At 40.8% G+C, this 14,190-nt stretch carries 19 protein-coding genes; 9 read left to right on the top strand and 10 right to left on the bottom strand.

Annotated elements, in window-relative coordinates; all coding sequences use genetic code 11:
- Nucleotides 1-36 precede the first annotated feature (36 nt).
- From ACH6CZ_RS05715 to ACH6CZ_RS05700, 4 genes are all read right to left on the bottom strand, one after another.
- Nucleotides 37-1,134 (bottom strand): ABC transporter ATP-binding protein, encoded by a 1,098-nt coding sequence (locus ACH6CZ_RS05715; RefSeq protein ID WP_374096439.1) that lies wholly within the window; start codon nucleotides 1,132-1,134, stop codon nucleotides 37-39.
- Nucleotides 1,135-1,243: 109 nt separating this feature from the next.
- Nucleotides 1,244-2,161 (bottom strand): helix-turn-helix domain-containing protein, encoded by a 918-nt coding sequence (locus ACH6CZ_RS05710; RefSeq protein ID WP_374096438.1) that lies wholly within the window; start codon nucleotides 2,159-2,161, stop codon nucleotides 1,244-1,246.
- Nucleotides 2,162-2,255: 94 nt separating this feature from the next.
- Nucleotides 2,256-2,435, bottom strand: coding sequence for a hypothetical protein (locus ACH6CZ_RS05705; protein ID WP_374096437.1), 180 nt, complete (start codon nucleotides 2,433-2,435; stop codon nucleotides 2,256-2,258).
- Nucleotides 2,436-2,489: 54 nt separating this feature from the next.
- Nucleotides 2,490-2,696 carry a DUF5342 family protein gene (locus ACH6CZ_RS05700; protein WP_374096436.1) on the bottom strand — a complete coding sequence of 69 codons (207 nt, stop codon included), beginning with the start codon at nucleotides 2,694-2,696 and terminating at the stop codon, nucleotides 2,490-2,492.
- A 172-nt stretch (nucleotides 2,697-2,868) separates the two neighbouring features.
- On the opposite strand from ACH6CZ_RS05700, the gene ACH6CZ_RS05695 reads away from it, so the two are divergent.
- Together ACH6CZ_RS05695 and ACH6CZ_RS05690 are read left to right on the top strand one after the other, a co-directional pair.
- Nucleotides 2,869-4,008 carry a DUF445 domain-containing protein gene (locus ACH6CZ_RS05695; RefSeq protein WP_374096435.1) on the top strand — a complete coding sequence of 380 codons (1,140 nt, stop codon included), beginning with the start codon at nucleotides 2,869-2,871 and terminating at the stop codon, nucleotides 4,006-4,008.
- Nucleotides 4,009-4,075: 67 nt separating this feature from the next.
- The gene (locus tag ACH6CZ_RS05690; RefSeq protein WP_374096434.1) at nucleotides 4,076-4,438 is read left to right on the top strand and encodes a YlbF/YmcA family competence regulator; all 363 of its coding nucleotides are present in this window, start codon (nucleotides 4,076-4,078) and stop codon (nucleotides 4,436-4,438) included.
- Between the two features lie 38 nt (nucleotides 4,439-4,476).
- On the opposite strand, the gene ACH6CZ_RS05685 is transcribed toward ACH6CZ_RS05690, so the two are convergent.
- Nucleotides 4,477-5,769, bottom strand: a complete 1,293-nt coding sequence (locus ACH6CZ_RS05685) for a protoglobin domain-containing protein (RefSeq protein ID WP_374096433.1) — start codon at nucleotides 5,767-5,769, stop codon at nucleotides 4,477-4,479.
- Nucleotides 5,770-6,029: 260 nt separating this feature from the next.
- Here ACH6CZ_RS05685 and ACH6CZ_RS05680 point away from each other — a divergent pair, with 260 nt between their 5' ends.
- The gene (locus tag ACH6CZ_RS05680; protein WP_374096432.1) at nucleotides 6,030-6,818 is read left to right on the top strand and encodes an enoyl-CoA hydratase; all 789 of its coding nucleotides are present in this window, start codon (nucleotides 6,030-6,032) and stop codon (nucleotides 6,816-6,818) included.
- 36 nt (nucleotides 6,819-6,854) lie between these two features.
- Here ACH6CZ_RS05680 and ACH6CZ_RS05675 read toward each other — a convergent pair whose 3' ends face one another.
- Nucleotides 6,855-7,040 carry a YhzD family protein gene (locus ACH6CZ_RS05675; protein WP_374096431.1) on the bottom strand — a complete coding sequence of 62 codons (186 nt, stop codon included), beginning with the start codon at nucleotides 7,038-7,040 and terminating at the stop codon, nucleotides 6,855-6,857.
- A gap of 142 nt (nucleotides 7,041-7,182) precedes the next feature.
- Between ACH6CZ_RS05675 and ACH6CZ_RS05670 the strand changes: the two genes are divergently transcribed.
- The 4 genes from ACH6CZ_RS05670 to ACH6CZ_RS05655 all read left to right on the top strand — a co-directional run bounded on the left by ACH6CZ_RS05670 (nucleotide 7,183) and on the right by ACH6CZ_RS05655 (nucleotide 10,832).
- On the top strand, nucleotides 7,183-8,079 hold the full coding sequence (locus ACH6CZ_RS05670) for an ABC transporter ATP-binding protein (protein WP_374096430.1): 897 nt from the start codon (nucleotides 7,183-7,185) through the stop codon (nucleotides 8,077-8,079).
- On the top strand, nucleotides 8,072-9,343 hold the full coding sequence (locus ACH6CZ_RS05665) for an ABC transporter permease (RefSeq protein ID WP_374096429.1): 1,272 nt from the start codon (nucleotides 8,072-8,074) through the stop codon (nucleotides 9,341-9,343). The genes ACH6CZ_RS05670 and ACH6CZ_RS05665 overlap by 8 nt, the downstream gene beginning before the upstream one ends.
- Before the next feature lie 298 nt (nucleotides 9,344-9,641).
- A complete protein-coding gene (yhaM, locus tag ACH6CZ_RS05660) occupies nucleotides 9,642-10,589 on the top strand; it encodes a 3'-5' exoribonuclease YhaM (protein ID WP_374096428.1) in 948 nt (315 codons plus the stop codon).
- A 60-nt stretch (nucleotides 10,590-10,649) separates the two neighbouring features.
- Nucleotides 10,650-10,832 (top strand): sporulation YhaL family protein, encoded by a 183-nt coding sequence (locus tag ACH6CZ_RS05655; protein ID WP_374096427.1) that lies wholly within the window; start codon nucleotides 10,650-10,652, stop codon nucleotides 10,830-10,832.
- A 57-nt stretch (nucleotides 10,833-10,889) separates the two neighbouring features.
- Here the strand turns inward: ACH6CZ_RS05655 and ACH6CZ_RS05650 are convergent, their stop codons facing one another.
- Nucleotides 10,890-11,795: a peptidylprolyl isomerase gene (locus ACH6CZ_RS05650; RefSeq protein WP_374096426.1), complete on the bottom strand. Its 906-nt coding sequence runs from the start codon at nucleotides 11,793-11,795 to the stop codon at nucleotides 10,890-10,892.
- Between the two features lie 177 nt (nucleotides 11,796-11,972).
- Between ACH6CZ_RS05650 and ACH6CZ_RS05645 the strand changes: the two genes are divergently transcribed.
- Nucleotides 11,973-12,059: a YjcZ family sporulation protein gene (locus ACH6CZ_RS05645; protein WP_039808298.1), complete on the top strand. Its 87-nt coding sequence runs from the start codon at nucleotides 11,973-11,975 to the stop codon at nucleotides 12,057-12,059.
- Between the two features lie 29 nt (nucleotides 12,060-12,088).
- Nucleotides 12,089-12,184, top strand: a complete 96-nt coding sequence (locus ACH6CZ_RS05640) for a YjcZ family sporulation protein (protein WP_134382549.1) — start codon at nucleotides 12,089-12,091, stop codon at nucleotides 12,182-12,184.
- A gap of 304 nt (nucleotides 12,185-12,488) precedes the next feature.
- On the opposite strand, the gene ACH6CZ_RS05635 is transcribed toward ACH6CZ_RS05640, so the two are convergent.
- The 3 genes from ACH6CZ_RS05635 to ACH6CZ_RS05625 form a co-directional block, all read right to left on the bottom strand.
- Nucleotides 12,489-12,677, bottom strand: coding sequence for a hypothetical protein (locus ACH6CZ_RS05635; RefSeq protein ID WP_039808300.1), 189 nt, complete (start codon nucleotides 12,675-12,677; stop codon nucleotides 12,489-12,491).
- A 90-nt stretch (nucleotides 12,678-12,767) separates the two neighbouring features.
- Entirely contained in the window at nucleotides 12,768-13,328 is a 561-nt protein-coding gene (locus ACH6CZ_RS05630; protein WP_374096425.1) for a DUF3267 domain-containing protein, read from the bottom strand.
- Between the two features lie 175 nt (nucleotides 13,329-13,503).
- The gene (locus ACH6CZ_RS05625; RefSeq protein WP_374096424.1) at nucleotides 13,504-14,091 is read right to left on the bottom strand and encodes an HTH-type transcriptional regulator Hpr; all 588 of its coding nucleotides are present in this window, start codon (nucleotides 14,089-14,091) and stop codon (nucleotides 13,504-13,506) included.
- Between the last annotated feature and the right edge of the window lie 99 nt (nucleotides 14,092-14,190).

The following is a 14,190-nucleotide window of genomic DNA, read 5'->3' as shown; positions in this document are numbered from 1 at the left end:
GGGCCTTTTGCTATATGGTTAAAGGGGGTAACCAACTTATCGGATGCGCTGCTCAGTTTCCACATCAAAGAAGTGGCACTTGTTCAGGTTGAATGCAAGCTCAACTTTCTGTCCTGCTTTAATATCTGAACGTGAATCAACGCGTGCTACAAAGTCCTGATCGCCAAGCTTAGAGTAAAGCATCAGTTCAGCACCTGTAAGCTCAGAAACTTCAATGTCAGCAAGGAATTTAGATCCTGCAGCTGATTCGATGAACACAGGCTCATCGTGAATATCTTCAGGGCGTACACCCAGGATAATATCTTTTCCTACATAGTTCTGATTACGAAGGACCTTCATTTTACCTTCCGGAACCTGAAGTGTCTGTCCTTTTACTTCAAATCCTGCATCTGTCAGCTTACCGCTGAAGAAGTTCATTGCAGGAGAACCGATGAATCCGCCAACAAATACGTTTTCAGGGTTGTCATATACTTCTTTAGGAGAACCAACCTGCTGAATGACGCCATCCTTCATAACAACGATACGTGTTGCCATTGTCATTGCTTCAGTCTGATCGTGTGTTACGTAAATTGTTGTTGTTTGAAGACGCTGGTGAAGCTTAGCGATTTCAGCACGCATCTGAACACGAAGCTTTGCATCAAGGTTTGAAAGCGGCTCATCCATTAAGAATACTTTTGCATCACGGACGATTGCGCGGCCAAGTGCAACACGCTGACGCTGACCACCTGAAAGTGCTTTAGGCTTACGGTCAAGAAGTGCTTCAAGTCCAAGGATCTTAGCTGCATTTTTAACACGCTTATCAATTTCAGCTTTATCAAATTTACGAAGCTTAAGTCCGAATGCCATGTTGTCATATACGCTCATGTGAGGGTATAGTGCGTAGTTCTGGAATACCATCGCGATGTCACGATCTTTTGGTGCTTTATCGTTTACACGCTCTTCGTCAATGTAGAAGTCACCTTTTGAAATTTCCTCAAGTCCTGCCACCATACGAAGTGTCGTTGACTTACCGCAACCAGATGGACCAACGAATACGATAAATTCTTTATCTTTAATGTGTAGATTGAAGTCTGATACTGCTGTTACGTCTTTATCATAAATTTTGTAGATATTCTGCATTTTTAACTCTGCCATGTTAATTCCTCCATTATGTACGCGGTGTACGTTTGATGTAGTCTCATTGTAACTTTCAATGTAAGCCTTTCCAATGGACAGATTGCACAAAAAAAGAACCGGTCATTCGTCACAATGACCAGTCCTCTTTATTTGAGATTCTCTGATTCCACTCAAGACAGGCAAAATAAGCGATTAAACCCCCGTTAAACGTCTTAATATCAATGCCTGCTTTTTCACTGAACTTATCCAGTCTGTATTGGAGACTGTTGCGGTGCATATATAACAGCTTAGCAGTAGAGCTGACATTCGAGAGGTTTTCTACAAAGCTCTGAATGATTTTCGGCAAATCACGCTCATTGTCAAACAGTTCAAAAATCGCTGCAAAAAGCGTATCCTTCTCCAAATCTGAAAAGCGGTTAATGAGATTGACCGGCATCACATCAAAAAGGGACAGCACTGAATGCTTGGATTCAAATGGAATGTACCGGTCAAACCAGGCTCTTTCCATTTCAAGCATTGTCTTTGTATTCGGTCCGGAGCTGTGAAAGGAGCCGGCAAAGAATGTCACCTTCATTTCCAGGTCATTTTCTATTGCCTGGGCTGCTGAAGCGAGTTCATCCAGTGCTAATGTATCGTCAGTCTGCGGTTCAATCACAAGTCCGCTGTATTCATCAAACTGAATCACAATGGCTTCATCTGAAAATACAAAATGAAGCGTCTGTTCACCTTCTGCCTGAAAGGGTGAATCGCTTATGTATTGAATCATCCTGAAAACCTTTCCATGTTCGTAAGGGCATTTCGCATTTTCTTCAGTAAGAAATCTGCGCCACTCACCGGCAGGTCCTGCGGGTGGAGGAGAGGATGGGATTAAAATAATTGAAAGTAAATCTTTTTCCCTGTCTGACAGTGTGCTTTTAGAAAATCCGATGAACTGATCCGTATCAGGATCACGATACCAGGTGTAGTAAGACTGCTCTGATTCAGGTACTTGCTTTGGCTGTTTCGCATCGGGAAATGTGTTGAGAATTGATTGGAATACTGACAAAAGATCACCCTGCTTCTATGTATAAGTGCATTTAAAATAGCATGATTCTTTTCTTTATACAACAAAACGGCCATGACGGCCGTTTTGTCGGCCGTTAATCAGCCGGCGGGGTTTTAGGTTCTAAGTCTCTTGCTTCCTCGATGTTGGTTCTGTGTCCGTAACGGAACACACTACCTCCTGCCATTCCTTCATTGATAAAACGGTCCACATCCATCAAAGCCTCATCCCGGCCTTCATAAGAAGTATCCGGAAGGAAAGAAAAATGACGCTTCATCGAAAGCACCCCCTGATTCATAATATATGTGAATCAGGGGGATCATATACAAAACTAATCACCGTACACGTGGAAAAGCATCAAATCATGAATTTGCTGAATCACCTTATCGTGATCTTTTTCGGGTGCATCAGAAAGCCATTCGATTTTTCCGTTTTTATGATAAATGCCTTTTATCTGTTCTCCCATATATGTAAAAGAAAAGCGCCACCCAGGCAGGTCTTTTGAATATAATTTCTGATATTGAAAGTGCTGTATCATCTTTATCCCCCGGTCATTGTTTTTCCCCAGTATAACATGGATGAAATGGAAAGCTGAACATAAGCTGAGGCAAGAGGTGCTGACTTTTTCAAAAGGTTTAAAGGGGTGAAACAAACCAGAAGTACCGGATTCTGCTATACTGTACAGGAAGAGTATAGTGGAAGGTGAGATTATGGATATTGTCATTTTATTGTTCATCATGATGACGGTCGGAGCGGTTATTGGTGGGTTTACTAACAGCCTTGCAATTAAAATGCTTTTCAGGCCGTATAAGCCGGTATATATAGGTAAATGGCGCGTGCCGTTCACGCCCGGATTAATTCCGAAAAGAAGGGAAGAGCTTGCCCGTCAACTTGGACTGATGGTTGTAAACCATCTGTTAACTGCTGAAAGTCTGAAAGCTAAATTTCTTAATACAGAAAAAGAAAAAGCTTTAACAGCCTGGCTCCAGAAAGAAGGCAGTAAAGTTTTTTCAATTGATGATTCAGTCGAGCAGGTGCTGCATCGTTTTGACCTCGAGTCACCAGTTCCGTATCTCGAGCGTACGATGGATGACTGGATAGAAGGTCAATATGAACAGCTGAAAGAAAAATATATGTTCTTAACGCTTCGTGAAACGTTGCCTGAACAATGGCAGACGAGACTCGACAAAAAAGTAACAACAGTCAGCACGTACATTCTTGAAAAAGGTGAGGACTACTTTGCCTCTGAAGAAGGAAAAGAAAAAGTACAGACGATGATCGATGATTTCCTGAAAACCCGCGGTACGCTTGGCAGTATGGTTCAGATGGTCATGGGGAATACGTCACTTGCTGATAAAGTTCAGCCTGAAATTATTAAATTTTTGAAACATCCAGGTACACATGATATACTCGAACAGGTTTTGCACAAAGAGTGGGAAAAAGTGAAGGATTGGCAGTGGGAACGGGCATTCTCGATTGTCACTGACCGTGATCTCGTTATCCGGCTCCAAGGCTTATTAAAAGAACGGATGAACCTGAACGAATGGATGAATAAACCGTTTGGTAGTGTAATTCAGCCGCTAGAGAGCAGGCTGATTGAAGATTTAATTCCAAAAGTTTCATCAAAGGCAAAAGATATTCTGATTGAACGGATCGAAGGTATCCTTGCAAAAATGAAGCTGCAGGAAATCGTCAGAGAACAGGTTGATTCTTTTGAGGTTTCGCGCCTTGAAGAACTTGTGCTCGGCATTTCTAAAAGGGAATTTAAAATGATCACCTATCTTGGTGCGCTGCTTGGTGGTTTGATTGGACTTGTTCAAGGGTTTTTTGTGTTATTAACCGGTCTCTAAAAATAATGTTTAATACTGAATTTAGAGGGCAAACATGGAAGAGTGATTATCTTAGGAGGTTTTACAAATGGCAGTAAATCTATTTGACCAGGCTAATGAATTAGAAAGTGCAATTCGTAAAAGTGAGGAATTCACTAACTTAAAAGAAATGTATGACGCTGTAAACAGCGATGAGTCAGCGAAAGGGATCTTTGAGAACTTCCGTAACATTCAGCTTTCTCTTCAGCAGAAGCAAATGAATGGTGAAGAAATTTCTCAGGAAGAAGTTGAGCAGGCTCAAAAAACAGCTCAGCTTGTACAGCAGCACGAACTGATTGCAAAGCTGATGGAAGCTGAACAGCGCATGAGCATGACAATCCAGGAGCTGAACAAAGTGATCATGAAGCCGCTTGAAGAGCTTTATGGCGCAATGGAAAATAACGAACAGTAATAAAAAAGCCGCTCCGGAAGAACCCGGAGTGGCTTTTTTTAAGCTCTTTCTTCAAGTGAGGCGGCTGCTTCTGCAACGCCTGCAGCTTTTTCGGAGATTTCATTTAATGTGACTACCAGGATGCTGACATCTTCATCAATCTGTGTATTCTGTGTCTTTAATTCGTTCATCACTGACAAAATACCTTCAAATGAATCGCTGGTAGAGATAATGCTGTCACGCTCAGATTTAAACAATTCTTTCAGTTCAAAAATAGAGCCTTCAATTGTTTTTGTTTTTACGTTTGTATCCTTCAGCAGGTCATATACCTGTGCGACTGATTCCTTCGTGTTTTCTGCAAGCTTTCTCACTTCATCTGCTACAACTGCAAATCCTTTTCCATGCTCACCGGCACGCGCAGCTTCGATTGAAGCGTTCAGCGCCAGCAGGTTAGTCTGGTCCGCAATGGATGTAACCATATTCGCAACTTCTGAGATCTGACTGTTTAAGTTGTTTAATTCTTTGATGTTTTGCTCAGTAGACTGCATTTTATTAGAGATCTGTTCACTTTCTTTCTTTGTCTTATCAAGACGTGACTGCTCTTCACCTGTTTTATTTTGCAGGTCAGTGGCTACTTTAGAGCCGTTTTGTGAGCGGCTGGCAAGCTGTTCAAGCGCTTCTTTCATTTGGCGTACATTTTCACTTGTTGAGCTGCTGTTATCCGATAACGCTGCAGCACTGGTTTTTAAAGTGTCAAGCAGCTCTTCAAGTCGATTTTGCTCAGCTATCAGCTTTGCCTGGAACTGATTTTCATATGCTTCAAGTACAATTTGCATCTCAAGGTTTAATATTCTGGAGATCGCGCGAATCAGGCTGAATTTATCTTTCTCATTAAATGGCAGTGTTTCTGTCATGTTGATAAATGAATTTAACAGGTCCTGAAAAGCGGCGATATACCACTTCGGATCAAGTCCAATATGCAGGTGCACTTCAGCAATCCGGTTTCTTTTCTGAATAAACTGCTGATCAACTTTCCCGCTGAACATCTCCTGAATATGAATCGTTAACGTTTTCTTCAGGCGTTCAATTGAACTATGGTCATTAATAATAGAAAGTAGTTGTGGTTCATGGCCAATTGTTTTATAAAAATGTGAAACAATCTCTTCAATGTTTTCAGTTACATATGGCTGAAAAGCTGCCAGAATCTGAAGATCGTAGGTAGTAAGTGAGATCATACTCAGCTGTTTCGCTGTAGTGATTTCTTTTGGCAGATCAATCTTGACCTTACTTTTATACTCCTCGGCAATGACTGCCAAATCAGTTTTCTTTTCCCGCGTTCGTGCCCACATCATGTAAATAAATCCTCCTTAAAGTACCATCTTTAAATAATATCGTCTTTAGTGAATGTATCATTAATAACAAATTGAAAATTTAGTAATATAGATCTATTATACTATAAAAATATAATAATTAGGTACAATATCTTAACTTTGTGGAGAAAAATATTCATTTGATCATCATATTCAACTATTTTTTCAAAATAAAAGGATATTAGAGATTGGATAGGGAATAAGTGAATGAATATTCATTTTTTGGGGATGGAGTGATTTGAATGGAAAAACAGTTTGAGACGTTAAGAGTTGAAGTACAGGGGAATACGGTATGGCTGACATTCAACAGGCCTGAAAGTTTGAACGCGTTAAATCTTCAGCTGATGACTGAGCTGCAGGAGGCGCTTAATGAAATTAAGCGGGATGCCGATCTGCAGGTGCTGGTATTAAGAGGTGAAGGAAAAGGTTTTTGCTCAGGGGGAGACATTAAGGCAATGCTTCAGATGAATGGTGAAGAAGACTTTCAGCATTTTATGAAGGTCATCAATGACTTGTCGGTGACACTATATACAATGCCGAAAATTACGGTAAGTGCGATTCATGGTGCTGCTGCGGGTCTTGGACTCAGCCTGGCTCTCTCGACAGATGTCATTATTGCTGAAGAGCAGAGTAAACTTGCCATGAACTTTATTGGGATTGGACTTGTGCCGGATGGAGGTGGACATTTCTTTATGCAGGAACGTCTCGGTACGCAAAAGGCGCTGCATACGATCTGGCGCGGTGATATTCTGAATGGTCACGAAGCCTATTCAATCGGATTAATTGATAAAGTGACGGCAGAAGGCAGTGTTACAAAAGAAGCGGAAGCATTTGTTCAAACAATCAATCACAGCCCGGTTAAGGCGATGATGGAGTCAAAAACAATTCTGAGAGCCAGCAGAAAATCACAACTTGAAGAAATACTCAAGATGGAACAGGAAGCGCAGTGGAGAATGAGACAGACCAATGATCATATGGAAGGCATTCAGGCATTTGCAGAAAAGAGAAAGCCTGTTTTCAGAGGGAAATAAAAAAGCGGGGCGCCTTCAGTAAAGGCGTCCCGCTTTTTATGTATGGAAGACAACTAATTTTCCTCTGGGTGAAACGACTCGATGCGTATGGTCAAGCATGCCTTCTTCTTCAAGGCGCTTTTCTCCAAGTGTTTTAGCTTCTTTGTCATTTTCTGCTTCGAAGGAATCTTCAAAAAGCAGTTCCCCTTTTTTACTGAATGCCGTGATTTTGTAAATATTCATTCCAATCATCTCCTTTTTTGTCCGTAATCTTATTATTGCATAGCATCATTACTACGTGAAGTAGAGAAATTCTGAAAAAAGTGAACCTTTTCAGCCTGGTTTCCGTATAAAATAGAGGAGCAGGGAAAAGGAGGAAAACGTCATGTTAAAGATTGATCATGTCACGAAAAGGTTTGGCGCACATACAGCTGTTAACGACCTTTCGCTGACAATCCCAAAAGGTGAGATGTTTGGTTTTCTCGGTGCAAATGGAGCAGGGAAAACAACTACTTTCCGTATGATACTCGGATTGATTGATAGCACTGAAGGCACCATCAGCTGGAATGGGGAATCGATTGGCTATCACACCAGTAACCGTATTGGTTATCTGCCGGAAGAAAGAGGACTTTATCCTAAAATGAAAGTAAAGGAGCAGGTCGTCTATTTAGCACGTTTAAGAGGAATGGAAAAGAAAGCTGCTGAAAAAGAATTGACTGGCTGGCTTAAAAAGTTCAACGTTCCTGAATATGAAAATAAAAGAGTAGAAGAACTGTCAAAGGGAAATCAGCAAAAAATACAATTTATCACTTCAGTCATACATAAGCCTGATCTGCTGATTCTTGATGAGCCGTTCAGCGGTCTGGATCCTGTCAATGTAGAGCTGCTGAAAAAAGCGGTTGATGATTTAAAAAACCAGGGTACTACAATCGTTTTTTCAAGTCATCGGATGGAGCACGTTGAAGAGCTTTGTGAAAGTCTTTGCATTATTCATAAAGGCTCACCGATTGTCCAGGGGAAATTAAATGAGATTAAAAGAGACTTTGGTAAGAAGAATCTGCTGATTAAAGCTAATTTTGACCTTGCCGGGCTTGAAGCATTGCCGGGTGTCGTAAAGGTTAAGAAGTTGATAGGCGGTGCGGAGCTGCAGATTGAAAATGAAGAAGTGTCTCAGGACATTCTTTCCTATCTACAGCCAAAAGGTTTTATCCGTCAGTTCTCACTTGAAGAACCTTCGCTGAACGATATCTTTATTGAAAAGGCAGGTGCTTCTTATGAATAGATTCGGTCTTATTCTTGCTAAATCATATATGAATAAAATCAAGGCAAAATCATTTCTGATCACAACGATTATTTTCACACTGGTGATCATCGGTGCAACCAATTTTCAATCAATCACTTCATTGTTTGATGGGAATGGGGAAAGTGATGCAGAACAGTGGCAGGTTGTTGTCTATGAAGAAGAAACAGAAGTTGCGGATAATCTGTCCGCTCAAATTGCAATATTGAACCCGGCGATTGAGATTACTAAAGGAGACAGCAGTCTTGAAGAACTTGAAGCGCAGCTTGAAAACGGCGAGTTTGATGCACTGCTCTCAGTGAGTATGACTGAAGTAGGCAGGATACAGGCTGAATACTTATCTGCCTCTTTAACCGCAAATTCTTATTCAGGTGATCTCCAGGCAGCGCTGCAGACAATTCAGTCAAATATGGCCGCAAACCGCCTTTCTTTAAGTGCGGATGAATTAGCCACATTAAACATGCCTGTATCATTCTCTCAGTCAGCATATGTGGAATCTGCAAAATCAGCAGAGGAACTTGATCAGGCAAGAGGATTGGTCTACGTACTTATTTTCGTCATTTATATGTCAGTGCTGATCTATTCAATGATGATTGCAACAGAAGTAGCAACAGAAAAATCATCAAGAGTCATGGAAATTCTGATTTCAAGCGTATCGCCGATTCAGCAGATATTTGCTAAAATACTTGGCATCGGACTCGTTGGTCTGACACAGATTTTTATCTGGGCAACGGTCGGAATTATTTCAGTCAACCTTAGCAGTGATACACTTGAAGGAGGCATTTATTCACTATTTGATTTTTCATCCGGTTCTGTCGGAACGATCATCTATGGCATTGTATTCTTTATTCTCGGTTATTTTCTGTATGCCACACTTGCTGCATTTCTCGGCTCACTTGTCAGCAGAACTGAAGACCTCCAGCAGGTATTAATGCCGGTTAATATTCTGATTGTGGGAGGCGCAATGTTAGCGTTTTACGGCCTTGCATCACCGGAAGCAGGTTTTATCACGATTACATCATATATTCCATTCTTTACGCCACTTGTGATGTTTACACGCGTCGGAATGCTGAATATTCCTGTCTGGGAGCCGATGGTCGCCATATTACTAACAGTTCTCACGATTTTAGTGTTAGGATGGTTTGGGGCAAAAGTTTATCGTGGAGGCGTATTGATGTACGGAAACTCCTCATCAATAAAAGATATTAAACAGGCAGTGAAACTATCTAAAAAAGAATCATCATAATGAACCTAGGAGATAGCCGGTGCTGCCGGTTATTTCTATTTATGTTAAAGGAATTTTTGATATAATATAAGAACAAGTGTTCTTTGTTGTTTGTAATTATCTACCCATTGTTGCTTTTGCACAGCTGATAATTGGAGCGTAGGGCGGTGACTCCTGTGGCAGGAAGGGACAGGTGAGGCCTAGGCGAAGTCTGCGGGCTTACCGCCCGGCCGCGAAATCCGCCTGTAACGGAAACTATCAGCCAATTTATTAAAGCAGATTTCAATAAAACATACACAAAAGTAAGGAGAGGTTGCAGATGAAAGGCATTACTTTTTTAAACCCGGGAGACCCGGTAGATCAGTACTTACTGATCAAACAAATGACAAAAGGCGTAACCACAGCCGGCAAGCCGTTTTTAACACTCATTTTTCAGGACAGAAGCGGTGATATTGAAGCAAAGCTCTGGGATGCCGGAGATGAGGAAGAGCGCAAATATCAGCCTCAGACAATTGTAAAGGTGGCAGGAGAGATCCATAATTACCGTGGCAAAAACCAGTTAAGACTGAGACAGATCAGACCTGCTTCTGCACAGGATAATGTAAAAATGGGTGATTTTTTGGAAACTGCCCCCCTTTCAGTTGAAGAAATGACAGAGGAATTAACACAATATATATTTGAAATGAAGAATCCCGTGATCCAGAGAATTACGAGACACCTGCTGAAAAAATATCAAAAGTCATTTATGGAATACCCGGCGGCAACTAAAAACCACCATGAGTTTGTGTCGGGTCTGGCTTTTCACGTAGTCTCAATGCTGAGACTCGGAAAGTTTTTGGCAGGGCAGTATCCTTCATTAAATAAAGATTTGTTATATGCGGGTATTATTCTTCATGACATGGGGAAGGTAAAAGAGTTATCAGGTGCTGTATCAGCAACCTATACACTTGAAGGAAACCTGCTTGGACATATATCAATTATGGTAAATGAAATCGCTGAAGCTGCAAAAGAGCTTGAAATTGAAGCGGAAGAAGTATTACTCCTCCAGCATATGATTCTATCTCATCATGGAAAAGCAGAATGGGGTTCTCCGAAGCCGCCTATGCTGATGGAAGCTGAAATTCTGCACTATATTGATAACATTGATGCAAAAATGGTGATGATGGACAGAGTGATCAGCAGAACCACTTCAGGAGAGTACACTGAAAGGGTCTTTGCGCTTGAAAATAGATCATTTTACCGTCCTCATATGTACGATCAGGACTAGTCATAAGCTTGTACGTGCCCGCATAGAGTAAAGTAAGAATTCAGTGCAGGAGGCGTGCAGATGTTTCCAATATGGATTGACCTTGCAATTGGCGGGACATTACTCAGCTTAGTGATGTTTGTTAAAACGGCTGTTCAGGACAGAAAACAGGAAAAAGATTTTATAGAAGAACACGGTAAAACATATATTCAACGGATGATGAAAGAAAAGAAAAAACGATTGTCAGCTGAATATGAGGATTAAAAAAAGCGGGAGGCAGTGATTGAACTGCCTTCCACTTTTTTAAAATAATGATCAAACTTATTCTTCGCTATCTTCTTCAGCAGCCGGTTCTTCAGGCTGTGAAAGGAACGCATCAAAAGTTGTTGAAAGGTCTTCATCTTTAATGTCGATATCCGCTTCTCTCATCATTTCCTGAATCATTGCACTTGCCTGCGTCTGGTCAGCTTTTGCAAGTTTCAGGTCTTGTTCAATTTCATCTTTCATTTCTTCAAAGCTTCCGATATCCGCTTCACGTGTCTCAGTTACTTCAATGATGTGCCAACCGAAGCTTGATTCTACAGGTTCGCTGATCACGTTTGGTTCAAGGCTGAATGCAGCCTCTTCAAATGCAGGGTCCATAGCGCCTGCGCTGAAAAAGCCAAGTTCTCCGCCAGTTTCCTGTGCAGCCGGTTCAGTAGAAACTTTCTTTGCAAGTTCTGCAAAATCAGCCCCATCTTCAAGCTGCTGCTTTACATCAAGTGCCGTTTCTTCATCCTGCACAAGAATATGTCTTGCGTTGACTTCTTTTTGCATCTGCTCATACTTCTGCTGAACTTCTTCCTCGCTCACTTCAACATCTTCAGTTAATGCTTTTTCCTGAAGCTTGTTCAATTTAATGGAGTCACGGAACGTATCTTCTGTATAACCCTGTTGAGATAAGATCATATCAAACTGTTCCTGCCCGCCATACTGTTCTTTCATCGATTCTAATTCAGTGTCTACTTCTTCCTCAGACACCTCATATTTATCCGAAAGAATCTGTTCTAATACCATCATTTGAAGCGCCTGTTCCCCAACAGTTGTCTTCATTTCCTGATATAACTCTTCTTTTGTGATATCACCGGCATTCGTTGACACCACTACTTCACTTGCTTCTTCATCACTGCATGCTGCAAGTGCTGTAACACTCAGTGTTAATGAAGCTGCTGCAATCCACTTTTTCATATACTTCCTCTCCTCACGATCTCTCTATGGTGTAAAAATCTCCACTGCATACTATAACATAATTCCCCAAACCTTAGTATTGTTTTCACAATCATTCCATTTTTAAAAAAGATAAGCGTCACGCCCAACCAACTGAAAACGTAATTGAATACCATACATAAGAAAGGAGGGGTCTCCATGTCATGTGGTAAAGGCGGAGGGTTCGCGTTAATCGTCGTCCTGTTTATCCTCCTTGTCATTGTAGGCGCAGCCTGGCTGTATTAAAAATTTTAAAAAGAAAGGGGGACATCAATATGTCTCACGGACACGACAAAGGTTACAACGGAGGATTTGCTCTACTGGTCGTATTATTCATCCTCCTCATCATCATCGGCAGCGCATGGTTCTAAGAAAAGCGTAGGCAGGCGTTTGTATTATTATGAAAAGCTGAGATGAATTTAAATAATCACCCATCTTTTTAATGAAATCTTAGTGTAGCGAAGTGGAAGGGGGCGACTCCGGGACGATTAGTGGGAAGCTGAGACACCGCAGGCGAAGGCGAGGAGGCTCAGCAACCACCGTCCGGAAAGCGTCCCCCTGAAGCGTAGCGAAACGATTACTAGGGCTGAAACAACATATTTCAGCCTCTCTTTTAATAAACAAAAAAGATGCCATCACAGGCACCTTTATCAGTTTACATATTTAAGTTCATTATTACGTATACAAAATCTCCACGTAAGAAGACAGAAGTAAAATCAGGATCAGAATATTGATCGTACGGAAGACTTTTGGCTGCCGTTCGTTCGGAATTTCCTTCTGCTCACAAAGTCTATTAGTCATTCGATTAATGGCGTAAATAATAAATACAGTGAATGCGATAAATAATCCAATTACGGAAACCATGTTCCCCCTCCTCGTCTCTAAGTACTACAATAACAAAAAACAGACATAAATAACAGACTCAGCTGTTAAATATGTCTGAGTAATCAGCTTTTAGATGCCGGGATACTGCGTTTCTTTTACAGGAATGAGAATTTCATAGCCATCATCATCTTCTTCAATATAAGCACCTTTAGGTGATTTGAATAATGATCTGGCGTATAAAAAGTCTACGAGACAAATGCCTGAGTGATATGCAATTAGAATTGTAAAATAATGTGCATACCCCTGGAACATTGTCGCGCCATAGAGCAGAATCCCATTGATAAATACAAAAGGTGACACAAGTGCCAGTATGAAGAATAATTTTGGAATCGGCTTATTTACTCTGACCGACATGATTGGCACACAAAAAAATTGAAATCTGGTCTTCAGTTGGATCAGACTTAAGAACCCCGCTAGCGGAAGTGTATGGAACACTTTATGAAGCGGATATATTAATAGAAATCCGATTGCAAACCATAAAAAATACTGATCATACATTGGTTGGTCGGAAATGAGTTGTATAGATACGTGTAAAAATGAAAAAACAGTCAGGACCAGTATCGCAGACAGAAAAAAGATACGGTAAAATCCATACTGTTTTTTTACATTGATTGATTTCCAGCAATGCAAGATGATCGCCTCCGTTCATGACGATATTTTTAAAAAGCTACGAGATGTACTTTACTCTCATCTGCAGAAACTTGCAATAGGAAAATGAAAAAATTAATGTTTTCTTTACTAAAATAAAACCCTGTAAGGAAAAAAAGGGACGAAGGATCCTTTTTTTCCTTACAGGGTTTAACATTCACTGTGATGCGATTTGTTTGACCGGATCAGCAGTACGGCTTTTTTTAATCTTGCCATCCGATTCGGAAAACTCAGTTTCAATATTATTGAATGAGGTTTCAAAAATCTTCATAAAATCATCACCATAGATATTTTTAACAATCGCCATGACATCCATCATCTCAGGAAACTTACCGTAAATTTCTCTTAATGGGGCTGCACCTTCAAAAACCGAATGGGTTTCAGGCGAATAATTCTCCATTAACTCAAGCAATAAAGCATCACCTTCTGCAGTCAGTTTAATATAAGTATTCCGCTTATCATTCTCGCGCTTTGAGAATTCGAGATAGCCTCTTTCCTCAAGCTTTTTGGAAAAGTTAAAGGCGGTGGATACATGCATGACGCCGAATTTAGCAACATCTGAAATGGAAGCGCCTTTCAAATGGTAGGCGATCCACAGAATATGGTGTTCATTGATATTCAGGTCATAAGGCTTAATCCAGTTCTGCCAGTCCTTCTCGATTGCTTTCCACAACGCTTTGCTCAGCTGTGCCATCCGCTGGCTGAAAATCATCGCCTCTTTCATCGAGTATAATTTATCATCCATTGTTACACCTTCTTTCCTAAAAGATTTTAGAGTAATAGGAATATTAGTTCAGTTTCAAACATTATAGCAATAAAGTAAAAAGAATGAAAGAGATGAATA

Origin of the sequence: Jeotgalibacillus sp. JSM ZJ347, assembly GCF_044383825.1 — a bacterium.
Classification (GTDB): domain Bacteria; phylum Bacillota; class Bacilli; order Bacillales; family Jeotgalibacillaceae; genus Jeotgalibacillus.
Note: the sequence above shows the minus strand (reverse complement) of the source record. Positions and strands in the feature narration are given on the sequence as shown.